Source organism: Halomonas salipaludis, assembly GCF_002286975.1.
GTDB classification, from domain to species: domain Bacteria; phylum Pseudomonadota; class Gammaproteobacteria; order Pseudomonadales; family Halomonadaceae; genus Franzmannia; species Franzmannia salipaludis.
Map to the genome: position 1 here is coordinate 583,520 of NZ_NSKB01000003.1, position 25,469 is coordinate 608,988.

21 protein-coding genes and 2 tRNA genes are annotated in these 25,469 nt (G+C 65.4%); 15 read left to right on the forward strand and 8 right to left on the reverse strand.

Annotated features, from left to right (window positions below):
- Window positions 1–142: 142 nt before the first annotated feature.
- From folP to CK498_RS10395, 15 genes are all read left to right on the forward strand, one after another.
- On the forward strand, window positions 143–1,000 hold the full coding sequence (gene folP / locus CK498_RS10325; protein ID WP_095620761.1) for a dihydropteroate synthase: 858 nt from the start codon (window positions 143–145) through the stop codon (window positions 998–1,000).
- Window positions 997–2,343, forward strand: a complete 1,347-nt coding sequence (gene glmM / locus CK498_RS10330; protein ID WP_095620762.1) for a phosphoglucosamine mutase — start codon at window positions 997–999, stop codon at window positions 2,341–2,343. Before folP ends, glmM begins: the two co-directional genes overlap by 4 nt.
- 84 nt (window positions 2,344–2,427) lie before the next feature.
- Window positions 2,428–3,177: a triose-phosphate isomerase gene (gene tpiA / locus CK498_RS10335; protein WP_095620763.1), complete on the forward strand. Its 750-nt coding sequence runs from the start codon at window positions 2,428–2,430 to the stop codon at window positions 3,175–3,177.
- A 4-nt stretch (window positions 3,178–3,181) separates the two neighbouring features.
- Window positions 3,182–3,541, forward strand: a complete 360-nt coding sequence (gene secG / locus CK498_RS10340; RefSeq protein ID WP_095620764.1) for a preprotein translocase subunit SecG — start codon at window positions 3,182–3,184, stop codon at window positions 3,539–3,541.
- 30 nt (window positions 3,542–3,571) lie between these two features.
- Window positions 3,572–3,658 (forward strand) — tRNA-Leu (locus tag CK498_RS10345).
- A gap of 134 nt (window positions 3,659–3,792) precedes the next feature.
- A tRNA-Met gene (locus tag CK498_RS10350) sits at window positions 3,793–3,869 on the forward strand.
- A 208-nt stretch (window positions 3,870–4,077) separates the two neighbouring features.
- Window positions 4,078–4,539, forward strand: coding sequence for a ribosome maturation factor RimP (gene rimP / locus CK498_RS10355; RefSeq protein WP_095620765.1), 462 nt, complete (start codon window positions 4,078–4,080; stop codon window positions 4,537–4,539).
- A 46-nt stretch (window positions 4,540–4,585) separates the two neighbouring features.
- Entirely contained in the window at window positions 4,586–6,079 is a 1,494-nt protein-coding gene (gene nusA, locus CK498_RS10360) for a transcription termination factor NusA (RefSeq protein ID WP_095620766.1), read from the forward strand.
- A 27-nt stretch (window positions 6,080–6,106) separates the two neighbouring features.
- Window positions 6,107–8,644 (forward strand): translation initiation factor IF-2, encoded by a 2,538-nt coding sequence (gene infB / locus CK498_RS10365; protein ID WP_095620767.1) that lies wholly within the window; start codon window positions 6,107–6,109, stop codon window positions 8,642–8,644.
- A gap of 17 nt (window positions 8,645–8,661) precedes the next feature.
- Window positions 8,662–9,054: a 30S ribosome-binding factor RbfA gene (rbfA, locus tag CK498_RS10370; RefSeq protein ID WP_095620768.1), complete on the forward strand. Its 393-nt coding sequence runs from the start codon at window positions 8,662–8,664 to the stop codon at window positions 9,052–9,054.
- Complete coding sequence (gene truB, locus CK498_RS10375) at window positions 9,054–9,992, forward strand: tRNA pseudouridine(55) synthase TruB (RefSeq protein WP_095620769.1); 939 nt, start codon at window positions 9,054–9,056, stop codon at window positions 9,990–9,992. The genes rbfA and truB overlap by 1 nt, the downstream gene beginning before the upstream one ends.
- A gap of 108 nt (window positions 9,993–10,100) precedes the next feature.
- Entirely contained in the window at window positions 10,101–10,370 is a 270-nt protein-coding gene (rpsO, locus tag CK498_RS10380; RefSeq protein WP_095620770.1) for a 30S ribosomal protein S15, read from the forward strand.
- A 365-nt stretch (window positions 10,371–10,735) separates the two neighbouring features.
- Window positions 10,736–12,868 carry a polyribonucleotide nucleotidyltransferase gene (gene pnp / locus CK498_RS10385; protein ID WP_176475763.1) on the forward strand — a complete coding sequence of 711 codons (2,133 nt, stop codon included), beginning with the start codon at window positions 10,736–10,738 and terminating at the stop codon, window positions 12,866–12,868.
- Window positions 12,869–13,129: 261 nt separating this feature from the next.
- Window positions 13,130–14,365 (forward strand): MFS transporter, encoded by a 1,236-nt coding sequence (locus CK498_RS10390; protein WP_095620772.1) that lies wholly within the window; start codon window positions 13,130–13,132, stop codon window positions 14,363–14,365.
- On the forward strand, window positions 14,346–15,044 hold the full coding sequence (locus CK498_RS10395) for a haloacid dehalogenase type II (protein ID WP_095620773.1): 699 nt from the start codon (window positions 14,346–14,348) through the stop codon (window positions 15,042–15,044). Before CK498_RS10390 ends, CK498_RS10395 begins: the two co-directional genes overlap by 20 nt.
- Window positions 15,045–15,114: 70 nt before the next feature.
- Here CK498_RS10395 and CK498_RS10400 read toward each other — a convergent pair whose 3' ends face one another.
- The 8 genes from CK498_RS10400 to CK498_RS26165 all read right to left on the reverse strand — a co-directional run bounded on the left by CK498_RS10400 (window position 15,115) and on the right by CK498_RS26165 (window position 25,445).
- Window positions 15,115–16,293 (reverse strand): acetyl-CoA C-acetyltransferase, encoded by a 1,179-nt coding sequence (locus CK498_RS10400; protein ID WP_095620774.1) that lies wholly within the window; start codon window positions 16,291–16,293, stop codon window positions 15,115–15,117.
- Window positions 16,294–16,435: 142 nt separating this feature from the next.
- Entirely contained in the window at window positions 16,436–17,284 is an 849-nt protein-coding gene (panC, locus tag CK498_RS10405; RefSeq protein ID WP_095620775.1) for a pantoate--beta-alanine ligase, read from the reverse strand.
- Window positions 17,284–18,075 (reverse strand): 3-methyl-2-oxobutanoate hydroxymethyltransferase, encoded by a 792-nt coding sequence (panB, locus tag CK498_RS10410; protein ID WP_095620776.1) that lies wholly within the window; start codon window positions 18,073–18,075, stop codon window positions 17,284–17,286. Before panB ends, panC begins: the two co-directional genes overlap by 1 nt.
- Window positions 18,076–18,195: 120 nt before the next feature.
- On the reverse strand, window positions 18,196–18,693 hold the full coding sequence (gene folK / locus CK498_RS10415) for a 2-amino-4-hydroxy-6-hydroxymethyldihydropteridine diphosphokinase (RefSeq protein WP_095620777.1): 498 nt from the start codon (window positions 18,691–18,693) through the stop codon (window positions 18,196–18,198).
- Window positions 18,686–20,092 carry a polynucleotide adenylyltransferase PcnB gene (pcnB, locus tag CK498_RS10420; RefSeq protein WP_095620778.1) on the reverse strand — a complete coding sequence of 469 codons (1,407 nt, stop codon included), beginning with the start codon at window positions 20,090–20,092 and terminating at the stop codon, window positions 18,686–18,688. Before pcnB ends, folK begins: the two co-directional genes overlap by 8 nt.
- An 860-nt stretch (window positions 20,093–20,952) precedes the next feature.
- Complete coding sequence (locus CK498_RS10425) at window positions 20,953–22,344, reverse strand: sigma-54-dependent transcriptional regulator (protein ID WP_095620779.1); 1,392 nt, start codon at window positions 22,342–22,344, stop codon at window positions 20,953–20,955.
- Entirely contained in the window at window positions 22,322–25,279 is a 2,958-nt protein-coding gene (locus CK498_RS10430) for an ATP-binding protein (RefSeq protein ID WP_095620780.1), read from the reverse strand. Before CK498_RS10430 ends, CK498_RS10425 begins: the two co-directional genes overlap by 23 nt.
- Window positions 25,269–25,445, reverse strand: coding sequence for a hypothetical protein (locus CK498_RS26165; RefSeq protein ID WP_163501664.1), 177 nt, complete (start codon window positions 25,443–25,445; stop codon window positions 25,269–25,271). The genes CK498_RS10430 and CK498_RS26165 overlap by 11 nt, the downstream gene beginning before the upstream one ends.
- Between the last annotated feature and the right edge of the window lie 24 nt (window positions 25,446–25,469).

The window sequence follows — 25,469 nt, forward strand, 5'->3', positions numbered from 1 at the left end:
GCCATGTAGCGAGGCGCCGCAAGGCGCCTCGTTGCGTTGCGTTACGACCCGCCACAGCGCGGCTTGCGCCTTGCCGAGGGGCTGATTAGAGTGAACGCCTTTGCCTGGCCGCGCGAGCCACGCACAGCATCAGGATCACTTCATGAGCGATAGCAGCGCCGTACTGCACTGTGGGCGGCACCGTCTCGACCTCTCCTATCCCCGAGTGATGGGGATTCTCAATGTCACCCCGGACTCGTTTTCCGACGGCGGCCGCCATATCGTCGTCGATGATGCGCTGCGCCACGCCGAGCGCATGCTGGCCGAGGGCGCGGCGATCATCGACGTCGGCGGTGAGTCGACGCGTCCCGGCTCACGGCCGATCCCCGCCCAGCAGGAGCTGGATCGCGTGGCACCGGTGGTCGAACGGCTGGTGCGCGAACTCGATGCGCTGATCTCGGTAGACACCAGCAGTCCCGAGGTCATGCGCGGAACCGCAGCGCTCGGCGCCGGCATGCTCAATGACGTGCGCGCACTGCGCCAAGAGGGCGCGCTGCAGGCGGCGGCACGCAGCGGTTTGCCGGTGTGCGTGATGCACCTGCTGGGTGAGCCCAGCGACATGCAGCGCGCCCCGCACTATGCTGAGCCAATAGAAGAGGCGGTGGCGCAGTTTCTCGCCGAGCGCATCGACGCCTGCGAGGCGGCCGGGCTCAAGCGCGAGCGGCTGATCCTCGACCCGGGCTTCGGGTTCGGCAAGACCGTCGAGCATAACCTGCGCCTGCTGCGGCGTATGCAGCACCTCGAGACGCTGGGGCTGCCGCTGCTGGTGGGCATGTCGCGCAAGAGCATGATCGGCAAGGTGCTTGAGCGGCCGGTGGAGGAGCGCCTGCCCGGCGGACTGGCGCTGGCGGCGCTGGCCGTCGAGCGCGGCGCGCGCATACTGCGCGTTCACGATGTGGGGCCCAGCGTGGACGCCGTCAACATGACATGGGCTGTGCTACAGGAAGGCTTGGAACCATGAGCAAACGCTATTTCGGTACCGACGGGATTCGCGGCACGGTGGGGGAGTACCCCATCACCGCCGACTTCATGCTCAAGCTTGGCTGGGCGATGGGGCGGGTGCTGACCGAGGAGGGGAGTGCCAAGGTGTTGATCGGCAAGGATACCCGCATCTCGGGCTATATGTTCGAGTCGGCCCTGGAGGCCGGCCTCTCGGCGGCAGGGGTGGACGTCTCGCTGCTGGGGCCGATGCCGACCCCTGGCATCGCCTACCTGACCCGCACCTTTCGCGCCGACGCCGGGATCGTCATTTCGGCCTCGCACAACCCCTTCGCCGATAACGGCATCAAGTTCTTCTCCGCCGAGGGCACCAAGCTGCCGGACGCACTGGAGTCGCGCATCGAGGCGATGCTCGAGGAGCCGTTGACTACGGTGGACGCCGCCGAACTTGGCAAGGCGGTGCGCATCAACGATGCGCCGGGGCGCTACATCGAGTTCTGCAAGTCGACCATTCCCGATCGGCTCAGCCTGCATGGCCTGAAGATCGTCCTCGACTGCGCCCACGGTGCCACCTACCACATCGCCCCCAGCGTGTTCCGCGAGCTGGGCGCCGAGGTCAGCCTGATCGGTGCCAACCCCGATGGTCTGAATATCAACCAGGAGGTTGGCTCGACCTATCCGGCGGCGCTGCGCGCGGCGGTGATCCAGCAGGGCGCTGATCTGGGCATCGCCTTCGATGGCGACGGCGACCGGGTACTGCTGGTCGACGCCGACGGCCGCGAGATCGACGGCGACGACATCCTCTATCTGATCGCCCGCGATCGCCACGGCCGCGGCGAGCTGGGCGGCGGCGTGGTCGGCACGCTGATGTCCAACTTCGGGTTGGCTGCGGCGCTGGAGACGATGGGGGTGCCCTTCGAGCGCGCCAAGGTCGGCGACCGCTACGTGATCGAGAAGCTCAACGCCAACGGCTGGCAGCTGGGCGGCGAGTCCTCCGGGCATATCGTCTGCGGCCACGTGCAGACCACCGGCGACGGCATCGTCTCGGCGCTGCAGGTGGTGGCGATCATGGTGCGCGAGGGTGTGCCGTTGGCGAGCCTGCTGACCGGGCTGGAAAAGGCGCCCCAGGCGCTGATCAACGTACGCCTGACCCAGGGCACCAATGCCAAGGCAGTGATGGAGAAGCCGGCGCTGCAGGCGGCAGTGGTTGCGGTCGAGGAGGTGCTGGGCGACCAGGGCCGGGTGCTGCTGCGGCCGTCGGGTACCGAGCCGCTGATTCGGGTGATGGTCGAGGGGCGCCCGCATCTCGACGTAGAGGGGCTGGCGCGGCGCCTGGCCGGCGATGTCGAGGCGCAGCTGGCCTGAATCACGGCTCGGGTTGTCAAGCCGCGGTTGTCATGCTAGGGCCGCTCCTATACCATTTCGCTCCATCTTGAGGGAGGACAGCTGATGCGTGCGCCGCTGATTGCCGGCAACTGGAAGATGAACGGCTCCACCGAGCTGGTCGAGGCCTTCGGCCGTGCTTTTTCCGAGGCGCGCTTGCCGAGTGGCGTCGAGGTGGTGATTCATCCGCCGTTCCCCTACCTCGAGGCGGCACGGCGGGCCTTCGCCGCAACGCCGCTGGGGCTCGGCGCGCAGACCCTCAATCCGCTGCATAGCGGTGCGCGCACCGGTGAGGTCAGCGGTGCCATGCTCAAGGAGTTCGGCGTCGGCTATGTGCTGGTCGGCCACTCCGAGCGTCGCCAGCTTTACCGCGAGAGTGATGACGACGTCTACGACCGTCTGATCGCCGCGCTGAGCGCCGATATCCGGCCCATTCTATGCGTTGGCGAAACCCTCGAAGAGCGCGATGCCGGGCGCACCGAGGAGGTGGTGCTGCGCCAGGTCGGGCACGCCATGGCGCGACTAGAGCCGGCCCAGCGGGCGCGGCTGGTGATCGCCTATGAGCCGGTCTGGGCAATCGGCACCGGGCGCACCGCAACGCCGCAGCAGGCGCAGGACGTGATGGCCGCGATCCGCGCCTATCAGGCGGGCTATGACCGCGACCTCGCCGCGCGCCTGCCGCTGCTCTACGGCGGCAGCATGAATGCCAGCAACGCGGCTGAGCTATTGGCTCAGCCGGACATCGACGGCGGCCTGGTGGGCGGTGCTTCGCTCAAGGTCGACGATTTTCTAGCCATTTGTCAGTCAGCAGGTTGAACCCATGCAAGTAGCCATTCTCATGATTCACGTGGTGATCGCCATCACCCTGGTTGCGCTTATCCTGCTGCAGCAGGGCAAGGGCGCCGAAGCCGGCGCCGCCTTCGGCGGCGGTGCCTCTCAGACGGTGTTCGGTTCGCGCGGCTCTGGAAGCTTTCTCGCCAAGTTCACCGCGCTGCTTGCCGCCTCCTTCTTCGTGACCTCGATGGCGCTGGCCTACTTCGCTACCCAGGCCAGCCAGGCGCCGGAAGCGGGGATTCCCGATTCGCGCTTGATCGAGCAGCAGCAGGGCGTACCAACCCTTGACGATGAGGCCGCGGACATGGATAATACCGCGCCAGTGCTCGAGGAAAGCAGCGACTAACTGGCGCTGCCGATTCAGTACTCCCCTGTTGCCGAAGTGGTGGAATTGGTAGACACGCTATCTTGAGGGGGTAGTGACCTTACGGTCGTGCGGGTTCAAGTCCCGCCTTCGGCACCAAAACCTGAAGCACGCGCCAGGCGCGGATTTCAGTAGCAAGAGTGGCATCGGCGATAGCGGCCGGCCCAGGGTGGTTTGCTCAATGAGCTTCCTTGACGCTGGATAGCCCGCTAGCTATACTCGCCGACCTGTGATGCGGGGTGGAGCAGTCTGGTAGCTCGTCGGGCTCATAACCCGAAGGTCATCGGTTCAAATCCGGTCCCCGCTACCATCTTGGATCTGATGCAATCAGGGGCCGAGTTGGTATGAAAGGTTTCTTGTAAAAGGCCCCTTCCAGTGAAGGGGCTTTTTGTTAGCAGCTCATCTGTTGACCGTTCATTCGTTAACAGCCCGTGCTGATAGCACGCCAATCAGCCACCTAGCTGTCTCTTCATCTCCTGGCCAGGTGCCTGACGCAACGGCTGTAGGAGTCTTCGTCTGTGGCAATCAAGGACGCCGCGCTACACGCGCTAATCGAGCCGGTGGTGACCTCCATGGGTTTCGAGCTGTGGGGGATAGACTATCTTTCTCAGGGCAAGCACTCCCGGCTGGTGATCTATATCGACGGTCCCGAGGGGGTGACGGTCGAGAACTGTGCAGACATCAGCCGGCAGGTTAGCGCCGTGTTCGACGTCGAGGATCCGATCGCCGGGGAATATCGTCTCGAAGTGTCTTCTCCCGGCATGGATCGGCCGCTGTTCTCCCTCGATCATTTCGAGCGCTACGCCGGACACGTCGTGGCACTCAAGCTACGCGCCCCCTACGAGGGACGTCGCAAGTATCAGGGCTTGCTGGCCGGCATCGAAGGCGATGACGTGCTGCTACAGCTCGACGGTGAAGAGTACTGCTTTCCCATCGACGGCATCGATCAGGCACGCGTCGTGCCGCAGTTCGAGGAGTGAGGCCGGTGGCGATGAATAAGGATAGGTTTTCTGGCGAGGCAAAGGCATGAGCAAAGAGATTCTGACGGTCGTAGATGCGATCTCGAACGAAAAGGGCGTGCCCCGTGATGTGATTTTCGAGGCCGTGGAAGCAGCCCTGGCCAGCGCGTCGCGCAAGCGCTTCGAGCAGGAGGAGGCCACGGTGCGGGTCAAGATCGACCGCGCCACCGGCGACTACGACACTTTCCGCTTCTGGACCGTGGTCGAGGACGACGAGTTCGAGACCCCGGATCATGAGATCAAGCAGAGCATCGCCGAGCAGCGCGATCCGCCGCTGGCGCTTGGCGACGTGGTCGAGGAGAAGATCGACAACGCCGTCTTCGGGCGCATCGCGGCACAGACCGCCAAGCAGGTCATCGTGCAGAAGGTGCGCGAGGCCGAACGCGCCGAGGTGGTTCGCCAATACACGGACCGTGAGGGCGAGCTGGTTGCCGGCATCGTCAAGAAGACCACCCGCGACGGTCTGATCATCGACCTGGGCGACAACGCCGAGGCGTTTCTGCCGCGCGGCGAGATGATTCCCGGCGAGCGCTACCGTATGAATGAGCGGGTGCGTGCCCTGCTGGTCAAGGTCGACGCTGAGGCGCGCGGCTCGCAGCTGATCCTGTCGCGTACCTGCCCCGAGCTGATCATCGAACTGTTCAAGATCGAGGTGCCGGAAATCGCCGAGCAGCTCATCGAGATCAAGGGTGCGGCGCGCGATCCGGGCTCGCGGGCCAAGATCGCGGTCAAGACCAACGACCGCCGCATCGATCCGGTCGGCGCCTGCGTCGGCATGCGCGGCTCGCGGGTTCAGGCCGTGTCTACCGAACTGCAGAATGAGCGGGTCGATATCATCCTGTGGGATGACAACCCCGCCCAACTGGTGATCAACGCCATGGCCCCGGCCGACGTTGGCTCGATTCTGGTCGACGAGGACAGCCACGCGATGGATGTCGCGGTGGCCGAAGACAACCTCGCTCAGGCCATCGGTCGCAGCGGGCAGAACGTACGCCTGGCGTCCGAGCTGACCGGCTGGCGGCTCAATGTGATGACCGAAGAAGAAGCCGAGGGCAAGCGCGAGCAGGAGATCGACAGCCTGGTCGAGCACTTTATCAACCACCTCGAAATCGACGACGAGCTGGCACGCATCCTGGTCGAGGAGGGCTTCACCTCGCTGGAGGAGATCGCCTATGTGCCGCTCGAGGAGATGCTCGAGATCGAGGAGTTCGACGAGGATCTCGTCGAAGAGCTGCGCGCACGCGCCAAGGACGAGCTGTTGAACCTGGCCATCGCCTCCGAAGAGGAGCTCGACGGCGCCCAGCCGGCCGAGGACCTTCTCGAGATGGACGGCATGGAGCGTCATCTGGCCTTTATTCTGGCCAGCCGGGGGATCGTCACGATGGAGGACCTTGCCGAGCAGTCCGTCGATGATCTCAAGGACATCGAGGGTGTGGACGAGGAGCGCGCCGCGGCACTGATAATGACTGCCCGTGCGCCTTGGTTCGAGAGCGAACAGTAATCAGGTCACGGGCTCAGGAGGGTCGTAATGTCAGAAATGACCGTTAAAGATTTCGCAGTCAAGGTGGGGCGCGACGTGCCTCGCCTGCTGGAACAGATGAAAGAAGCCGGGCTGCCGCACAAGTCCGAGGGCGACGCCGTGTCCGAAGAGGATAAGCAGCGCCTGCTCGACTACCTGACCAAGAGCCACGGCGGCAGCAGCGCCGGGGCGCGCAATCGCATCACCCTGACGCGGCAGACCAAGAGCCGTATCAGAAGCGGCGAGCGCGGCAAGACCATCGAGGTGCAGGTGCGCAAGAAGCGCACCTACGTCAAGCGCGAGGAGCCGGCGGCGGAAGAGCCCAAGGCCGAGGAAAGCGGTCCGCGCCAGCTGGTCGGCGACATGGCCGACTCGCGTCAGCAGGCCGAAGAGCAGGCCAAGGCCGCCGAGGCCGAGCAGGCGCGCCAGGCCGCTGCCGACGCCGAGCAAGCCACGGCGGCTGAACAGGCCAAGACGGCCGAGCAGGCCAAGGCGGCTGAACCTGTCAGCGAGCCGGCGGTTCCGGTTCCCGACCTCAGCGCCGCACCGGGCGACGCCGAACAGCCGCCGGCACCGCCCAAGGAGGGCCGCGAGCAGCGCCGCGTGCCCAAGAAAGCCGCGGCCAAGAAGGGTGGCCGTGGTGGGCGCGACGATGACGATCGCGGTGATCGCGAAGAGCGCCGTCGCGGCGCTGGCGCCAAGAAGGTCAAGCGCGCCGAGCGGCGTGGTACGCGGCGCGGCGGTCGCGACAGCGGCGGCGGTAAGCACGGCTTCCAGAAGCCGACCCAGCCGATCGTGCGCGAGGTTTCGATCCCCGAGTCGATCAGCGTTGCCGACCTGGCCGACAAGATGTCGATCAAGGCCAACGAAGTGATCAAGGCGATGTTCACCATGGGTGCCGCGGTGACCATCAACCAGACCATCGACCAGGATACCGCGGCGATCGTCGTCGAGGAGATGGGCCACACGCCCAAGCTGGTCAAGGACGATGCGCTGGAGACCGAAGTCCTCGAGGGCATCTCCTACGAGGGCGAAGAGATCACCCGTGCCCCGGTGGTGACCGTGATGGGTCACGTCGACCACGGCAAGACCTCGCTGCTCGACCATATTCGCAAGGCCAAGGTCGCCACCGGCGAAGCCGGCGGCATCACCCAGCACATCGGCGCCTATCATGTCGAAGACAAGCACGGCGGCGTGACCTTCCTGGATACCCCGGGCCACGCGGCGTTTACCGCCATGCGTGCCCGCGGTGCCAAGGCCACCGACGTGGTCATCCTGGTGGTGGCCGCCGATGACGGCGTGATGCCCCAGACGGTCGAGGCGATCGAGCACTCCAAGGCGGCAGAAGTGCCGATCGTGGTAGCGGTCAACAAGATCGACAAGGAAGGCGCCGACTTCGACCGGATTCGCAACGAGCTCTCTCAGCACGGGGTGATTTCCGAGGAGTGGGGCGGCGATACCCAGTTCGTCCACGTCTCGGCCAAGACCGGCGAAGGCATCGATGCGCTGCTCGAGGCGGTACTGCTGGTCTCCGAAGTGCTCGAGCTCAAGGCGGTACCCGAGGCGCCCGGCAAGGGTGTGGTGGTCGAGTCGCGCCTCGACAAGGGGCGCGGCCCGGTGGCCACGGTGTTGGTCCAGAACGGTACCCTGAAGAAGGGCGATATCGTGCTGGCCGGCCTGCACTACGGCCGCGTACGTGCGCTGACCAACGAGCTCGGCAAGCAGGTCGACAGCGTCGGCCCGGCCATGCCGGTGGAGATCCAGGGCCTCGACGGTACCCCGGATGCCGGTGATGACTTCATGGTTCTGGCCGACGAGAAGAAGGCCCGCGAGGTCGCCAACTTCCGTCAGGGCAAGTACCGCGAGGTGCGCCTGGCGCGCCAGCAGAAGGCTAAGCTGGAGAACATGTTCAGCCAGATGGGTCAGGACGAGGTGGCCAAGGTCAACATCGTGCTCAAGGCCGATGTGCAGGGCTCTCTGGAAGCCATCAAGGGCGCCCTGGAAGAGCTCTCCACCGACGAAGTGCAGGTGGCCGTGGTCTCTTCCGGTGTTGGCGGTATCACTGGCACCGACGCCAACCTGGCGCTGGCCAGTGACGCCATCGTGGTCGGCTTCAACGTGCGTGCCGACGCCTCGGCCCGCGAGATCATCGAGCGTGAAGGCCTGGATCTGCGCTACTACAGCGTCATCTACCAGCTGATCGACGAGGTCAAGCAGGCCATGAGTGGCATGCTGGCGCCGGAGTGGAAGGAAGAGATCGTCGGCGTGGCCGAGGTTCGCGACGTCTTCCGCGCGCCCAAGATCGGCGCCGTGGCCGGCTGCATGGTGGTCGAGGGCAGCGTACATCGCAACAAGAAGATCCGCGTGCTGCGCGACAACGTGGTCATCTACGAGGGCGAGCTCGAGTCGCTGCGCCGCTTCAAGGATGACGTCAACGAAGTGCGCAACGGCATGGAGTGCGGTATCGGCGTCAAGAACTACAATGACGTCCAGACCGGTGACAAGATCGAGGTCTTCGATCAGGTCAAGGTCGAGCGCAGCCTGTAACGGCGCCAGGAGTCAGCATGAGCGAGTTCAAGCGTACCGATCGGGTTGCTGACCAGCTGCAGCAGGAGCTGGCGGTACTCATCCAGCGCGAGGTCAAGGACCCGCGCTTGGGGATGGTCACCGTCAGTGGGGTCACGGTCAGCCGCGACCTCGGCTATGCCGACGTCTATATCACGCTGCTGGGTGATAACGACGCCGAGCGGGTCAAGGAGAACCTCAAGGTGCTCAAGCGCGCCGCGGGGTTCCTGCGTAGCCAGATCGCACGTCGCATCAAGCTGCGCCACGTGCCGGAGTTGCGCTTTCACTACGATGAGAGCGTGGTGCGCGGCCAGCGACTGTCGTCGCTGATCGACGAGGCGGTCGCCAGCGACCGCTCGCGGGATGGCGACGATGACGAGGGCCAGCGCTGATGGCGCGACGCCGTCGCGGCCTGCCGGTGGATGGGGTGCTGCTGTTCGACAAGCCCAAGGGCGCCTCGAGCAACCAGATTCTGCAGCGCGTCCGGCGCCTGTTTCAGGCCCAGAAGGCCGGCCATACCGGGACCCTGGACCCGATGGCCACCGGCCTGCTGCCGATCTGCTTCGGCGAAGCCACCAAGTTCTCCTCGTATCTGCTCGACGCCGACAAGGTCTACCGTACCCGGGTCAAGCTCGGCGAGGTGACCGACAGCGGCGATGCCGAGGGTGAGGTGGTCGAGCGCTGTGCGGTGCCGCCACTCACGGCCGACGACATCGAGCGGGTGCTCGAGGGCTTTCGCGGCGAGATCGAGCAGACGCCGCCGATGTATTCGGCGCTCAAGCATCAGGGCCGCAAGCTCTACGAACTGGCCCGCGAGGGCAAGACGGTGGTGCGTGCAGTGCGCCGCGTGACGGTGTATGATGCGCGCCTCCTGGCGCACGATGCCGAGGGCTTCGAGCTCGAGGTGCGGGTCAGCAAGGGTACCTATATTCGTACCCTGGCCGAGGACATCGGCCGCGCGTTGGGCTGTGGAGCGCATATCACCGCGCTGCGGCGGCTCAAGACCGGCCCGTTCAGCGGCGAGGCGATGCTCGACCTGGCGGCACTGGAAGCGCTGCAAGACCAGGCTGCCCGCGAGGCGCAGCTGATGCCGGTGGACGTGCTGGTGGAGCACCTGCCGGCGCTGGACGTTGACGCCGAACAGGCCGGGCGTCTGCTGCACGGCCAGCCGATCCACAGCGAGCGGCTGGCACTCGACGCCGGCAGCCTGACAAGACTCTACCGTGACGAGACCTTCCTGGGTCTCGGCACGGTCAAGACGGCGGGGGAAATCGCCCCCCGGCGTCTGTTGAATACCGCGGCTGCCGCTACTAGCGACGGTCGCGCGTAAGCAACCCGCCAGGCGTTGCCCGAGGCAGCGCCCGGCAGGCGTGGAGACTGCAAATATGCGTGGTCTTCGACATTCATCACTTAGGCATATTGCTTACTGGAGAGACAGATGGCACTGACCGCTGAAAAGAAGGCCGAGATCGTCAATGAATTCGGCCGTGGCGACAACGACACCGGTTCCCCCGAGGTTCAGGTGGCCCTGCTGAGCGCCAACATCGATGGCCTGCAGGATCACTTCAAGACCAACAAGCAGGATCACCACTCACGTCGTGGCCTGATCCGCATGGTCAACCAGCGCCGCAAGCTGCTGGACTACCTGAAGCGTAAGGATTTCGAGCGCTATCAGTCGCTGATTCAGCGCCTGGGCCTGCGCCGCTAAGAAAAGGGTATTTCGCTACTGCGCTCGATATCCTGGTCGCCGGCGGTGCTCGGAATCCTCATGTAGCGAGCTACACTCCGGTTGACTCGAAACCTTCGGTTTCTCGCCCCTTCGGGGTCATCCGCCGGATGTTTGTCGCTACGCTCGGTTCTGCGCTCCGGCGGCGACCAGCCTCTCGTCGCTCGCAACGCGAAATCCTCCATTTCTTCAGGACATTCGAAACGGGTAGCCCTTTAGGGGGCTACCCGTTTCCTGTTTATAGGCCGGAAATGTCGCTAACCGGTGGCTCCGGCGCGCGTCAACCACTAAAATGGTCGGCGAGTCAAAACGACCTAAACGACACAGACAAGTTGAAGGATGCTACCGTGAATCCGGTAAAGAAAACATTTCAGTACGGGCGCAGCACCGTCACTCTCGAGACGGGCCGCGTTGCTCGCCAGGCCACGGGCGCCGTACAGGTCACCATGGACGATACCGTGGTGTTGTGCACCGTAGTGGCCAAGAAAGACGCCAACCCCGCACAGCCCTTTTTCCCGCTGGGCGTGTTCTATCAGGAAAAGACCTACGCCGTAGGCAAGATTCCGGGGGGCTTTTTCAAACGCGAAGGCCGCCCCACCGAAAAAGAAACCCTCACCTCGCGGCTGATCGACCGGCCTATTCGCCCGCTGTTCCCCAAGGGGTTCATGAACGAAGTGCAGGTGGTGTGTACCGTGCTGTCCACCGATCGTAACCACGATCCGGACATTGCCGCGATGCTCGGCACGTCGGCGGCGTTGTGCATTTCCGGTGTGCCGTTCAACGGCCCGATTGCCGCTGCACGGGTAGGCTTCGACGATGACAAGGGCTATTTCCTCAATCCCACCGTGGAAGAGCTCGCCGCCTCCGAACTGGACATGGTCGTCGCGGGCACCGACAAGGCCGTGCTGATGGTCGAGTCGGAGGCCAAGGAGCTGCTCGAGGACGAAATGCTCGGTGCGGTGCTGTTTGCCCACCAGGAGATGCAGGTGGCGATCGGCGCCATCAACGAGCTGGTGGCGGAAGCCGGCAAGCCCAAGTGGGACTGGCAGCCGCCGGCCGAGAACACCGCCCTCAAGGACGCCGTCAAGGCCGGCTTCGAGGCCAAGATCGGCGACGCTTACCGCATTACCGACAAGATGCAGCGCCAGGACGCCCTGTCTGCGGCCAAGGCCGAGGCGGTCGAGCAGCTGGCCGGCGACGAGGAGGGCAAGTTCGACGCCGACGAGGTCAAGGGTGCCTTTGCCAGCCTCGAGAAGAAGGTCGTGCGTGCCCGCGTGACCAGCGGGGAACCGCGCATCGACGGCCGCGATAGCAAGACCGTGCGGCCGCTGAACATCGAAGTCGGCAACCTGCCCAAGACCCACGGTTCGGCGCTGTTCACCCGCGGCGAGACCCAGGCGATCGTCATCGCCACCCTGGGCACCCTGCGCGATGCTCAGTTGATCGAGTCGCTGGAAGGCGAGCGTAAAGACCGCTTCCTGCTGCACTACAACTTCCCCCCCTACTGCGTGGGCGAGACCGGCTTCATGGGCGGTCCCAAGCGTCGTGAGATCGGCCACGGCCGTCTGGCGCGGCGCGGCGTTCAGGCCATGCTGCCCAACGAGGACGACTTCCCCTACACCATCCGCGTGGTCTCCGAGATCACCGAGTCCAACGGCTCGAGCTCGATGGCCTCGGTGTGCGGCACCTCACTGGCGCTGATGGATGCCGGCGTGCCGCTCAAGGCACCGGTGGCGGGGATCGCCATGGGCCTGGTCAAGGACGACGACAAGTTCGCCGTGCTGACCGACATCCTGGGTGACGAAGACCATCTCGGCGACATGGACTTCAAGGTGGCCGGCTCCGCCGAGGGTGTCACCGCCCTGCAGATGGATATCAAGATCGAGGGCATCAACGAGGAGATCATGGAGCAGGCGCTGCAGCAGGCCCATGAGGCGCGCCTCAGTATCCTCGAGCAGATGAACGCGGTAATCGGCCAGAGCCGTAGCGAAGTCTCCGAGAACGCCCCGTCGATGGCCACCATCAAGATCGACCCGGACAAGATCCGCGACGTGATCGGCAAGGGCGGTGCCACCATCCGCAAGATCTGCGACGACACCGGCGCCTCCATCGACCTCGACGACGACGGCACCGTACGCATCTACGCCGAGGACAAGAAGGCCGCCAAGGCAGCCATCGACATCGTGCTGGGGATCACCGCCGAGGCCGAGATCGGTAAGCTGTACATGGGCAAGGTGGTGCGCATCGCCGACTTCGGCGCCTTCGTCAACATCATGCCGGGTACCGACGGCCTGGTGCACATCTCGCAGATCGTCCCGGAGCGGGTCAACGATGTGCGCGATTTCCTCAACGAGGGCGACGACGTGATCGTCAAGGTGCTCGACATCGACAACCGCAACCGCGTCAAGCTGTCGATCAAGGAGATCACCGAGGAAGAGAAGGCAGCCTTCCAGGCCGAAGCGACCGAGACCGAGATCTAACGCCTAAGCGGCAAAGATCCAGGCGCAAGACGAATCGCCCCCGCAGTGTGAACTGCGGGGGCGATTTCGTGTGTGGTCTCACTGGGCGGAGGAGGGGACGGAGCAAGATGACGCCGATCGAAACCCATGCGGTATATTATGGGATGACGCATCGCTAATGTCAGATGATCGAGCAGCCTGGTCAATCCTGAGCATCTGCATTCGACGCCATGCTGAGCGCTGTCAGGGGACGTCTCCTTCGGCACACCGTGGGGCAAGAGCATGAGTACCGGCAATCCGCCTGTTAGGCGTGCCAGCTATCGCTGGGTCATCCTGTCGATCGCCACCCTGGCGCAGACGGCGGCCTGCTTCTTCGTCCAGGGAATCGGCGCAATCGCCGTCTATATCCAGGCGGACATGGCCCTCTCCGCACTGCAGATCGGGGCACTGGTCTCGGCGGCGCAGCTGGTGCCCTTGGTGGGACTGCTGATCGCGGGAGAGCTGCTGGACCGGTTCAGTGAGCGCCTGGTAGTGGGGCTTGGCACCTTGGTGGTGGGCATTGCGCTGAGTGTCGCCATGCTGGCCGAAAGCTACTGGGCGATGCTGCTGATCTTGATCGTCGTCGGGGCCGGTTACAGCACCGCTCAACCCGGTGGAAGCAAATCCGTCGCTGCGTGGTTCGACAGGTCCCAACGCGGCTTTGCCATGGGGATCCGCCAGGCGGGCTTGCCGCTGGGCGGGGCCTTGGCGGCGGTGACGTTGCCGCTGGTGGCGGTCACCTGGGGGTGGCGTGCCTCCTTTCTGGTCGGTGGCATGGTGGCTATCCTGGGCGCACTAATCTTCATGCTCTTTTACCGGGCTCCTGCTGACGTGTTGCCGGCCACTCGAGCTACGCAGGGAAGCATGAGAAACGTCGTATCGTCGCGGCTGGCAATGATACGTGAGCCAGCCATGAAACAGATCATGGCGTCGGGGATCAGCTTGATCTCGGTCCAATACGGCATATTGGTCTTTACGGTGCTCTATCTGCACAGCCGCTTGCAGATGGACGTGCTGCAGGCGGCGACGCTGCTGTTCGTCGCCCAGGCCGCAGGCGTGGTGGGGCGCATCGCGTTGGCGGCCTGGAGCGACCGCTGCCGCTCGCGTTACTTCCCGGTGATAGTGTGTATGGCGGCAGTGATTGTCGGGTTAGGTGTGCTGGTCTGGCTTCCGCTGAGTTCCCCCTTCATGCTGGGCTGTTTGATGGCCTGGCTGGGGTTCTTCGGTTTCGGCTGGTATGGGCCCTGGGTGGCCTATGTGGCGGAGTCGGCGCCGCCGGACAAGACTGGCTTCGTGCTGGGGCTGGCGATGGCCATTAACCAGGTCGCCATCGTCTCCGTGCCGCCGCTACTGGGCTGGATGCTGGATATGAGTGGAAGCTTTCTGCCTGGCTGGGGCCTGCTGATTGGCATGACGCTGTTGGGGTTGGTATTGACCAGTCAGCGACGAGGAGGGAGTGATGAGAGCGATCGTGTTTGATGTGTTCGGTACTGTCGTCGACTGGCGTTCCAGCCTGATCGAGCAGTTTCATCAGCTTGCCCTGGAACTGGATATCGACATTCCCGGGGAGGCTATCGTAGATCAATGGCGGGGTCGCTATGGACCCTCGATGGATCGGGTGCGCAAGGGGGAGCTGCCCTGGACGGGGTTGGATGATCTGCATCGCGAGAGTCTGGTCGAACTGCTCGGCCAGCACGGACTGAGGTTCGATGCGGCCACCATCGAGCGTATCAATCTCTTCTGGCATCGCCTGACGCCTTGGCCGGATGCAGTGCCGGGCCTACAACGGCTCAAGCAGCGCTATATCATCGCCACGCTGACCAACGGCAACCTGTCGCTGATGGTGGATGTCGCTCGCCACGCCGAGTTGCCATGGGACATGGTGTTTTGTGCCGAGCTGTTCCAGCACTACAAGCCCGATCCGGAGGTCTATCTAGGTGCCTGCCGCTTGCTGCGCCTGCTGCCTGAGGAGGTGATGCTGTGTGCTGCACACAACTATGACCTGCACGCTGCACGCGCGCTGGGTATGAAGACCGCTTTCATTCCGCGGCCGAGCGAATATGGCCCCCATCAGGACAAGGATCTGCAGGCTGACGAGGACTGGGATATGGTGGCCGAAGATCTCGTGGCACTGAGTGGTCGGCTGGTGAGCGATTAACCAACCAAACGCCCTTCTGCACAGGCAAGTCGGGCGTTTGGTGTTCATGCATACCTGTCGAGCTCAGGCCTTACCGCTCGATGGCCAGCGCCACGCCTTGCCCGCCGCCGATACACAGCGTGGCCAGGCCCTTCTTGGCATCGCGGGCGATCATCTCGTGGACCAGGGTGACCAGGATGCGACAGCCGGAGGCGCCGATGGGGTGGCCGATGGCGATGGCGCCGCCGTTGACGTTGACCTTGGCGGCATCCCAGCCGAGCTCCTTGTTGACCGATAGCGCCTGGGCGGCGAAGGCCTCGTTGGCCTCGACTAGGTCGAGGTCATCCAGCGACCAGCCGGCCTTCTCCAGGCAGCGGCGAGTGGCCGGTGCCGGGCCGATGCCCATGATGCTGGGGTCGACGCCGGCATTGCTGTAGGCCTTGATGCGTGCCAGCGGTTCGAGGCCGAGCTGCTTGGCCTTGTCGGCGGAGCACAACATCACCACGGCCGCACCGTCGTTGATCGACGAGGCGTTGCCGGCGGTGATGGTGCCGTCCTTCTTGAAGGCGGGGCGCATGGCGCCGAGTTTCTCGGCGGTAGTGCCGCCGCGTGGCCCTTCGTCTGTGTCGAAGACGATCGGGTCGCCCTTGCGCTGGGGAATCTCCACCGGCACGATCTGGCTCTTGAACTTGCCGGCATCGATGGCGGCGGCAGCCTTCTGCTGGGAGGCGGCGGCGAACTCGTCCATCTGCTCGCGGGTGATGGCGTACTTCGCGGCCAGGTTCTCGGCGGTGATCCCCATGTGATAGTCGTTGAAGGCGTCCCACAGGCCGTCGTGGACCATCGAGTCGATGGCCTTCCAGTCACCCATGCGCTGGCCGTTGCGCGAGTTGGGCAACAGGTGCGGTGAGGCCGACATGTTCTCCTGGCCGCCGGCGATGATCAGCTCGGCGTCGCCGCAGCGGATCGCCTGGGTGGCGAGATGCAGGGTCTTGAGGCCGGAACCGCACACCTTGTTGATGGTCATGGCGGGGACCGCGTCGGGTAGGCCAGCCTTGATGGCGGCCTGGCGGGCCGGGTTCTGGCCGGTGCCGGCGGTCAATACCTGGCCCAGCAGTACTTCATCGACCTGGTCGCCGGCGACACCGGTCTGGGCGAGGATGTCCTTGATTACCAGGGCACCGAGGTCGCTGGCGGGAATGCCTGCCAGCGCACCACCAAAGGTGCCGACGGCGGTGCGGCGTGCTGCGACGATCACCACGTCTTGCATGTGAGACTCCTTGGACTTGTGAGGGCTACACTCTCAGCATAGGGGAGGCTTGTGCGCTGCGGCAATCACCAAAAAGGGCATGCCGTTAATTCGGCATGCCCTGATTCAGTGCAAGGTGGCTGTGAGGCCGCAGGATTGTCGACTACTGTGGCAGCGTCAGGGTCAGGTTGTCGATCAGGCGGGCCGGGCCGAGCTGGGCAGCGGCGAGGATCACCGCCTCGCGGCTACCGGGCCCCAGCGGGCTCAGGTCGGGGGCGCGTACTTCGAGGTAGTCCGGGGTGAAACCGCGGTCGGCGAGGCGCAGCAGGGCGCTATCGATGGCCGCTGCACGGGGCTCGCCGGCCAGCAGTGCATCGCGCAGTTCGCACAGGGTACGGTAGAGGCCCGGCGCCTGGGCGCGCTGCGCGGCGCTGAGATAGCCGTTGCGCGAGGAGAGCGCCAGGCCGTCGTCGGCGCGCACGATGGGAACGCCGACGATCTCGATCGGCAGGTGCAGGTCGCTGACCAGGCGACGAATCACCGCCAGTTGCTGGTAGTCCTTCTCGCCGAAGCAGGCTACATCGGGCTGCACCAGGTTGAACAGGATGCTGACCACGGTGGCCACGCCGTCGAAGTGTCCCGGGCGCGAACCACCGCACAGCCCTTCGCTGACCTGGGGCACGCGGATCCGGGTGTGGGTCTCGAGGCCGTGGGGATAGAGCGTGGTGGTATCCGGGGTGAACAGCAGGTCGCAGCCGGCACCGGCCAGCCCGGCCTGGTCGTCGGCCAGGGTGCGCGGGTAGGCGTCGAGGTCTTCCCCGGGCCCGAACTGCATGGGGTTGACGAAGATCGTCGCCACCACCAGCTCGGCGCGCTGGCGCGCCGCCTCGACCAGTGCCAGGTGGCCGGCGTGGAGATTGCCCATGGTCGGCACCAGGGCGATGCGACGGCCCTGGCGGCGTGGCGTTTCCAGTGCCGCACGCAGGGCGGCGATATCTGACAGGGTGTGCATCAGAAACTGTGCTCATCGGCAGGAAAGCGGCGGGCCTTGACGTCCTCATGGTAGCGGCGGAAGGCGCCCTGGATATCGTTGGCCTCGGCCATGAAGTTCTTGACGAAGCGCGGCGTGCGGCCGTGGGTGACGCCAAGTACGTCATGCATCACCAGGATCTGGCCATCGACATCGACGCCGGCGCCGATGCCTATCACCGGCACCTCGACCGCCTCGCGCACCGCGCGACCCAGGCTTGCCGGCACGCACTCGAGCAGGATCACCGAAGCGCCGGCCGCGACCAGGGTGCGCGCGTCGTCGACGATCTGCTCGGCGCGCTCGCTGTCGCGGCCCTGAACCTTGTAACCGCCGAGCTGGTAGACGGTCTGCGGAGTCAGGCCGAGGTGGGCACACACCGGCACGCCGCGGCGGGTCAGTTCGCGAATGCCGTCGGCCATCCATGCCTCACCCTCGAGCTTGACCAGCTCGGCACCGGCGCGCATCAGCGCTCCAGCGTCCTGCAGCAGCCGCTCGAGGCTGGTGTTGCTCATGAACGGCAAGTCGACCATCAGCAGGCTGGCACCCTTGCCGCGCGCCGCGCAGCGGGTGTGGTAGCAGATGTCGTCGAGGGTCACCGGCAGAGTGCTGGCATGCCCCTGGAGCACCATACCCAGCGAGTCGCCCACCAGCAGCACTTCGACGCCGGCCTCGGAGGCGGCGTGGGCGAAGGAGGCATCGTAGGCGGTCAGGCAGCTGAACGTCTCGCCGGCACGCTTGTAGGCCTGCAGCGTGCTCAAGGTGATCGTTTTCATGGTATCCGATCTCGTCATTATCGTGCTGGCGTGGTTCGGCTCGGGTGTTACGCCACCTGTTACCGCCGAGCCGGGCGTTCGCGCAAACAGGGGTGAAACAGTAACGTTAGTGCGGCAACTCTACCTGTGGGGTAACAGCGCGCGCAAGCCATCACCGGCATGGCGGGCGGCCAGCGTGGCCACTCGGCGGCCGTCCGGCAGGCACAGCTCGGGGGCGATATCGCTCAAGGGTAGCAGCACGAAGCCACGGCTGGCCATGTGCGGGTGCGGCAGCGTGAGACGCGGCGTGGCCAGGCAGACGTCGGCGTAGAGCAGCAGGTCGAGATCGAGGGTGCGCGGCCCCCAGTGGCGCTGGCGTCGGCGCCGGTGGCGCTGCTCGAGTGCCTGCAGCTGGTCGAGCAGCGCCAGCGGCGAGAGGCAGGTCTCGACGGCGGCCACGGCGTTGATGAAGTCGGGTTGGTCCTGAGGGCCCACCGGGCGGCTGGCATAGCATGGCGACGCTGCCACTCGTCGGGTCAGCGGTAGGCGGCCGAGGGCGTCGAGGGCGCCCTGTACCTGCGCTAGAGGGTCGTCGAGGTTGCTGCCCAGGCCGATATAGGCAATCTGGTTATCAGCCATCGTTCTCGGAGGGCGACGAGGCGCGCCGCCGCCGTTTGCGTGGCTTGCGCTTGCGCGGTCCGGGCGTGCCGGCGGGGTCGGCGTCGACCTTGCCCAGCAGGCGGCGCTGCTCGTGCTCGTCGGCGTCCTGAAAGGCGGTCCACCAGGCGCCGAGGCCGGGTTCGAGCTCGCCGGCCTCCTCGCGCAGCAGCAGGAAGTCATAGGCGGCGCGGAAGCGAGGATGCTCGCGAGTCTGGAAGGCGCGCTTGCCGCGGCGCTTGGGCAGCCGCTGCTGCAGGTCCCAGATATCGCGCATCGGCAGGCTGAAGCGCTTGGGGATCGAGATATGCTGTAACTGACGCGATACCGCCTGCTGGGATGCCGCCTGCAGCGCCGGGATCGGCGGCATCCCGTCCTCGGCCAGGCGCGCCATGCGCTGGGTGACGCCGGGCCACAGCAGGGCGGCGAACAGGAACGCCGGGGTGACCGGACGGCCCTCCTGAATGCGTGCATCGGTGTTGGCCAGGGCACGCTCGATCAGCGCCTCGGCCCAGGGCAGTTCGGCGATGCTTTCGTCGGCCTCGGGGAACAGCATGGCGAACAGGCCGTACTCGCGGAGCAGCCGGAAGGTCGCCAGCGCCTGGCCGGCCAGCATTAGCTTGAGGACTTCATCGAACAACCGGGCGGGCGGGATCTGTAGCAGTAGCGGGGCCAGCTCGCGAATCGGTGCCTCGGTGCTCTCGGCGATGGCGAAGTCGAGCTTGGCGGCGAAGCGGATGGCGCGCAGCATGCGCACCGGGTCTTCGCGGTAGCGGGTTTCGGGATCGCCGATCAGGCGCAGGGTGCGCGATTCGATGTCGCGGATACCGTTAGCCCAGTCATGAATCGAGAAATCAGCGATATTGTAGTAGAGCGCATTGACGGTGAAGTCGCGGCGCAGCGCATCCTCCTCGACGTCGCCCCAGACATTGTCGCGCAGCAGTAGGCCATCTTCGGATTGCTGCGATAGATGGGTGCCGTGGTCGTCGTTGGGGCGCCCGCGGAAGGTGGTGACCTCGATCACCTCGCGCCCGAAACGCACGTGGACGATACGAAAGCGCCGTCCGATGATACGCGAGTTGCGAAACAGGTCGCGCAGCTGCTCGGGGGTGGCGTCGGTGGCGACGTCGAAATCCTTGGGTGTCTGGCCGAGCAGCGAATCGCGGATGCAGCCGCCCACCAGATAGGCTTCGAAGCCAGCATTATGCAGGCGATACAACACCTTGAGCGCCGCTTCGCTGAACTGGCGGCGGGAGACCGGGTGCTGGTCGCGGGGAATGATCTGGAGCCCGTGGCTGACAGCGGGGCCGTCCTGGCTTCCGAAAAGACTCTTCAAACGTTCACCGGGGCGTTGGAGAAAGCGGGTAAATCCTTTGAACATGCAGCGATATCGACTCGCTATGGGCGAAAACTCCAGTGTAGCCGACCGCCGACACCTTGGAAACCATCGCGTGTAGCCGAAGTTGGCGCAAGCCGTGTAGTTGGCCACGCAGAAAGGGGAGGCCGTAAGGCCTCCCCCGAAGCATGCGTTCAGCGGTCCGTGCTGATATTTTTTCTTCGTGATGGCGCATCGCCTTGAATACGCACCACAGTCAGCCAAGGGATCAGCAGGCAAGCAACGCTTCTTGTTGTTGTCGATCTTCCTGGTGGCGACCGTCTCGTATTCAAAACAATAATCCAACCACGACGGTAGCAAGCTACCTTCCTTCGGCGTGTTGTTGTTGTTGCCGAAGGTGCACCTGTGAGCCGCTTGCTGTTGTTGTTGCGGCTGCGCGGTGCGTCGCGTCCTGGTTCATCTTCCGGACTCTCGACCCTGTTGTCATTGTTGTGGTCGAGTCGCGGCGACGGTGTGTTGTTGTTGTTGGGCTCGTAGAGCCTACCGAATGCTCGCGTGTCGTATCTCGACGCAGACTTGTTGTTGTTGAGCGTCGAGTCGCGCTGTTGGCCACCTTGTTGTTGTTACGTGGCAGGAGACAGCGTCCGGATGTTGTTTTTCTTGCCCTAAGTTATAGCAGCGACCGTGCCACGATGTTGAATTGTCTTTATTTACAATGAGTTATGCTTTGTCGCATAAGCTTGCGCCGATATGGGTGGCCGCTGTGTTACCTCCTGGGAGCCATGCTGGGGCAATTCCTGTGTGGGATGGTAACAACTGGTGCACGGGCGCTTGCTAGCGAGACAAAAGCGCCTTCGCTGAGTAGGGCGAAGGCGCTTAGACCATGGTCGGGTTGTGCTGGGCGGCTAGCCGGCGGCGCGACTGCGGGCGCTCTTTTTGCGCGGAATGCCGAGCCGCTGGCGGCGCTCCCAGAGGCATTTGCGACTGATGCCGAGCTTCTGGGCGAGCTCGGTCTCGCTCATCTGGTCCTGGTGCTCGAGCACGAAGTGCTGGAAGTAGTCTTCCAGCGACAGGTCTTCCTCGCTGGTGCCTTCGACGGCTGTGCTGCTGGCGTGCGGCGGCTGGCTGGCGGGCTGGGCCGGACGCGTGGCGGGGCTCGCTGGGTTGAGACCCAGATCGTCGGGATGTATCAGGTGGCCCTCGGCGAGGATCACGCCGCGCTCGAGGGCGTTCTCCAGCTCGCGCACGTTGCCAGGCCAGGGATAGTCGCGAATCTCACGACGTGCTGCCCGCGACAGCTTGAGCCCACACCGCTCGTGGCGCTTGCAGGCGCCGTCGAGCAGCACATCGGCAAGGGCCAGGATATCGTCGTCACGCTCGCGCAGCGGCGGCAGGTCGATCTGCATCACGTTGAGGCGGTAGTAGAGGTCGAGGCGGAACTCGCCGGTCTTCGACAGCGCGCGCAGATCGCGGTGCGTGGCGGCGATCAGGCGCACGTCGACATGGCGCGTTTCCACCGAGCCGATCTTGCGGATCTCGCCCTCCTGGAGTACCCGCAGCAGGCGCGCCTGGGCGTCGAGCGGCAGTTCGCCGATCTCATCGAGGAACAAGGTACCGCCGTCGGCGGCTTCGACCAGGCCGGTACGTGCCGCGCTGGCGCCGGTGAAAGCGCCTTTCTCGTGGCCGAACAGCTCGGACTCGATCAGCGTCTCGGGGATCGCCGCACAGTTGACGCAGATCAGCGGCGCGCGGGCGCGCCGGCTCTGCTGATGGATGGCCCGGGCCACCAGCTCCTTGCCAGTGCCCGACTCGCCCTGAATCAGCACCGTGACGTCTGCCGGGGCAGTCTTGCGGATACGCGTATACACCACCTGCATGGCGGCGCAGTTGCCGATCATGGTCTGGGTGGTGGCTTGGCTGGCGCTGGCCACTGGCGCGGCGCTACGGCTGGCACTCGACTCGAGCGCCTTGGCCACGGTCTCGAGCAGCTCGTCGTGGTCGAAGGGCTTGGCGATATAGTCCAGGGCGCCCTGCTTGAGGGCGTCTACCGCCGAGCGCATGCTGGCGTAGCTGGTCATGATCAGCACCGGCACCGGGGCAGCGGCGTCGATCAGCGCGGTCCCCGGCTCGCCGGGCAGGCGCAGGTCACTGATCACCAGGTCGAAGCACTGCGGATCGAGGGCCAGGGCGTCGTCCACCGAGCCGGCCTCGCTGACCTGGTAGTCGTGACGTTCGAGCAGGCGCTTCAAGGCACTGCGAATGATACTCTCGTCTTCAACGATCAGAATCCGGCTCATTGCCGTCCTCTCTGGTGATGGGCAGCCACAGGCGAATGCGGGTGCCGGCGTCGCGCCCGGGGGGCGGCGAGTCGATATGAATCTGGCCGTGATGCTCGGCGATGATGCTGTAGACCAGCGGTAGGCCGAGGCCGGTGCCTTCACCGGGCGCCTTGGTGGTGGTGAAGGGCTCGAACAGGTGGTCGCGGATCTCGGCAGCGATGCCCGGCCCCTGGTCGCTGACCGTCAGGCTGACCCCGTCGCCGTCGCGGTAGGCATCGATGGTCACTTCGCCTCCTGCGGGGCTGGCATCGCGAGCATTACTGAGCAAGTTGACCAGCACCTGTACCAGCCGTTGGGCGTCGCCGTCGACCGTCAGCGCCGGCGGGCACAGGTTACGATACTCCACATCCTCGCCCGAGCGTGCGAGATGGATCAAGTGCAGCGCTTCGTCGCCGATTTCGGCCAGCACCACCGGCTGGAACACGGTGCCCTGGACGTGACGTCCGCCGTGGGCGAAGCCGACCAGCGAGGAGACGATGCGCGAGACGCGGTCGGTTAGCTGCTGGATCTGTACCGCGGTCTCCAGCACCTCGGGGTCATCGGTGTCGTAGCGCAGGTTCTGGGCCAGCGATGAGATGCCGGTGATGGGATTGCCGATCTCGTGGGCGACACCTGCCGACAGCTGGCCGATCGAGGCCAGCCGCGCGGCGTGAACCAGTTCGTCCTCCAGCCACTTCATCTCGCTGTGGTCCTCGACCAGGATCACGCTGCCGCCGCGTTCGGCGTCGCCGGGCTGCAGCACCGCCTTGTGTAGGGTCAGGTAGCGGGTGCCTTGGGTCAAGTTGACCTGCTGCTTGTAGAGATGGCTGTGTTGCTGCTCGAGGATGCGTCCGAGTAGCTCGCTCCAGGGTGCCGGCAGGCTGTCGCGGCGCGCGCCGATGACGCTGGCGCCGCTGATGCCGGAGAGTTCGGCGAGGGCGTCGTTCCACATCAGCAGCTCTCCGTCGTCGCCGAAGGCGCACAGGCCGATGGGTAGCTGGGTCAGGGTGCGGCGGTGGTAGCGGCGCAGGCCGTCGAGCTCGCGGGCCAGGCCGGTGAGGCGCGAACGGTAGGCCTCGAGGCGGCTTTCGACGAAGTGGATGTCGTCGGTCTCGGCCTGGCCGTTGCGCTGGTAGGGCAGGAAGCGATCGACGATGTCCTGGGCCACCGAGGGGCCCATCAGTCCCGACAGGTTGGCCTGGATGCGGTCGCGCAGCCGTCGCAGGGCGTAGGGGCGGCCGTCGTCGGCACTCATACGCAGCGCGCCGAGGGCGCGGCTGACTTCGCGTTCTGCGACCTCTTCGCCCAGCGCCTGGGCCAGCTGGTGCTGAAACTCGGCGCCGTTGGCGGCACTCAGCGGCAAGCGCTTGGGGCGGATCACCGCATCCACCGAGCAGGCCTCGGCGGCGGCGCGCTCACCTTCGGAGGTGCGGGTGAGCAGCGACACCAGGATGAAGGTGATGATGTTGGCGGCCAGGGCCAGCAGCGTCACCACGTACCAGGCCGGCTCGCCCTCCAGGGCTTCGAGCCCGGGCGGGATGATCACCAGCCCTGGCTGGGCGGTGAGCAGCGGCAGCCATAGCCCGGCCAACCAGATCGACACCCCCACCAGCAACCCCGAGACCATGCCCTTGCGATTGGCACCCGGCCAGTAGAGCACTGCCAGCATGCCGGGCAGGCACTGGGCCATGCCGACGAAGGCAGTAATGCCCAGCGCGGTGAGGTCGTGGTGTACGCCGACGGTGCGGTACAGCAGCCAGCCACCGAAGATCACTGCGGCGATCAGCGCGCGGCGCAGCCAGCGCAGCCAGCGATAGAGGTCGGGTTGGTAGGTCGGCGGGTGGGCGACCAGCACGATATGGTTGAGGATCATCCCCGACAGCGCCAGCGCGATGATGATCATGGTGCCGCTGGCCGCGGCCAGGCCGGCGATGAAGGCCAGCGCGTCGACCCACCAGGCGTCGGCCAGGCCGAATGCCAGATAGGCGTTGCCGAGCAGCGCGGGGTCGGCGCCGACGCGCTGGGCACCCCACAGGATCAGCGGCACCGGCAGCGCCATCAGCAGCAGGTAGAGCGGCAGGCTCCAGCCGGCCTGGAGCAGGGCGCGCCGCGACAGTGTCTCGGCGAAGGTCATGTGGAACATGTGCGGCATCAGGAAAGCCGCGGCAAAGAACAGCAGCAGCAGGGTTCGCCAGTGGGCCGGGTCGAGGGGCGGGATGGCGGCCTGCTGGGCCAGGCCCGGCCCGTCGAGCCAGGCCTGCAGGTCGGCGGGGCCGTCGAAGATGCCGAACAGCGCTACGCCGCCCAGCGCCAGCATGGCGGCGAGCTTGACCAGCGACTCCACGGCGATGGTCGCCAGCAGGGTGTCGTGACGGGCGTGGAGTCGGGTGTGGCGAGCGCCGAAGAGGATCGCGAACAGTGCGATCAGCGCACAGAAGCCCAGCGCCAGCAGTGCCGGTGTGGCGCTGCCGGTCATCAGGTGAATGGCGCTGCCCAGGGTCTGTACCTGCAGGGCCAGTAGCGGTAGCACCGCCAGCAGGCTGACCAGGGTGATCAGGCTGCCGACCCAGCGCGAGCGAAAGCGGAAGGCGAACAGGTCGGCCAGCGATGACAGCTGATGGGTGCGGGTCATGCGTTGAATCGGTAGCAGCAGCACCGGGGCGAGCAGGAAGGCGCCGGCCACGCCGAGGTAGTAGGCGAGGTAGCCATAGCCGGCTGCGCTGGCCAGCTCGAGGCTGCCGTAGATCGCCCAGGCGCTGGCGTAGACCCCCAGCGCCAGGGTATACACCGCCGGGTGGCGGGCGATACGCGATGGCACCCAGCCACGCTCCACCGCCAGCGCGCAGAGAAACAGCAGCGCCAGATAGCCGCTGCCGAGCAGCAGCACGGCGGGGACGCTGAGACTAGCGCTCATCGAGCTTCCTCTTCTGCTCCAGCCACACGGTCAGGGCGATCAGCCCGGCCCAGATCAGGAACGGGCGATACCAGGCGGTGTCGGGGCTGGCCCAGCCACTCATCAGCAGTGGCGACAGCAGGTAGCCGCCGAACACCAGGAATAGCATGATGCGGTAGACGTACATGGGCGTCCTCGAACGATACCGATG

Excerpts from the sequence above, each read along its gene's own strand:
- CK498_RS10425 (WP_095620779.1), bottom strand. The coding sequence starts at position 22,344 with ATGAGCCGGATTCTGATCGTTGAAGACGAGAGTATCATTCGCAGTGCC.
- folP (WP_095620761.1), top strand. The coding sequence starts at position 143 with ATGAGCGATAGCAGCGCCGTACTGCACTGTGGGCGGCACCGTCTCGAC.
- tpiA (WP_095620763.1), top strand. The coding sequence starts at position 2,428 with ATGCGTGCGCCGCTGATTGCCGGCAACTGGAAGATGAACGGCTCCACC.
- nusA (WP_095620766.1), top strand. The coding sequence starts at position 4,586 with ATGAGCAAAGAGATTCTGACGGTCGTAGATGCGATCTCGAACGAAAAG.
- panC (WP_095620775.1), bottom strand. The coding sequence starts at position 17,284 with ATGCACACCCTGTCAGATATCGCCGCCCTGCGTGCGGCACTGGAAACG.
- CK498_RS10400 (WP_095620774.1), bottom strand. The coding sequence starts at position 16,293 with ATGCAAGACGTGGTGATCGTCGCAGCACGCCGCACCGCCGTCGGCACC.
- CK498_RS26165 (WP_163501664.1), bottom strand. The coding sequence starts at position 25,445 with ATGTACGTCTACCGCATCATGCTATTCCTGGTGTTCGGCGGCTACCTG.
- pcnB (WP_095620778.1), bottom strand. The coding sequence starts at position 20,092 with ATGTTCAAAGGATTTACCCGCTTTCTCCAACGCCCCGGTGAACGTTTG.
- glmM (WP_095620762.1), top strand. The coding sequence starts at position 997 with ATGAGCAAACGCTATTTCGGTACCGACGGGATTCGCGGCACGGTGGGG.
- panB (WP_095620776.1), bottom strand. The coding sequence starts at position 18,075 with ATGAAAACGATCACCTTGAGCACGCTGCAGGCCTACAAGCGTGCCGGC.
- CK498_RS10430 (WP_095620780.1), bottom strand. The coding sequence starts at position 25,279 with ATGAGCGCTAGTCTCAGCGTCCCCGCCGTGCTGCTGCTCGGCAGCGGC.
- rbfA (WP_095620768.1), top strand. The coding sequence starts at position 8,662 with ATGAGCGAGTTCAAGCGTACCGATCGGGTTGCTGACCAGCTGCAGCAG.
- truB (WP_095620769.1), top strand. The coding sequence starts at position 9,054 with ATGGCGCGACGCCGTCGCGGCCTGCCGGTGGATGGGGTGCTGCTGTTC.
- CK498_RS10395 (WP_095620773.1), top strand. The coding sequence starts at position 14,346 with ATGAGAGCGATCGTGTTTGATGTGTTCGGTACTGTCGTCGACTGGCGT.
- secG (WP_095620764.1), top strand. The coding sequence starts at position 3,182 with ATGCAAGTAGCCATTCTCATGATTCACGTGGTGATCGCCATCACCCTG.
- rpsO (WP_095620770.1), top strand. The coding sequence starts at position 10,101 with ATGGCACTGACCGCTGAAAAGAAGGCCGAGATCGTCAATGAATTCGGC.
- infB (WP_095620767.1), top strand. The coding sequence starts at position 6,107 with ATGTCAGAAATGACCGTTAAAGATTTCGCAGTCAAGGTGGGGCGCGAC.
- CK498_RS10390 (WP_095620772.1), top strand. The coding sequence starts at position 13,130 with ATGAGTACCGGCAATCCGCCTGTTAGGCGTGCCAGCTATCGCTGGGTC.
- folK (WP_095620777.1), bottom strand. The coding sequence starts at position 18,693 with ATGGCTGATAACCAGATTGCCTATATCGGCCTGGGCAGCAACCTCGAC.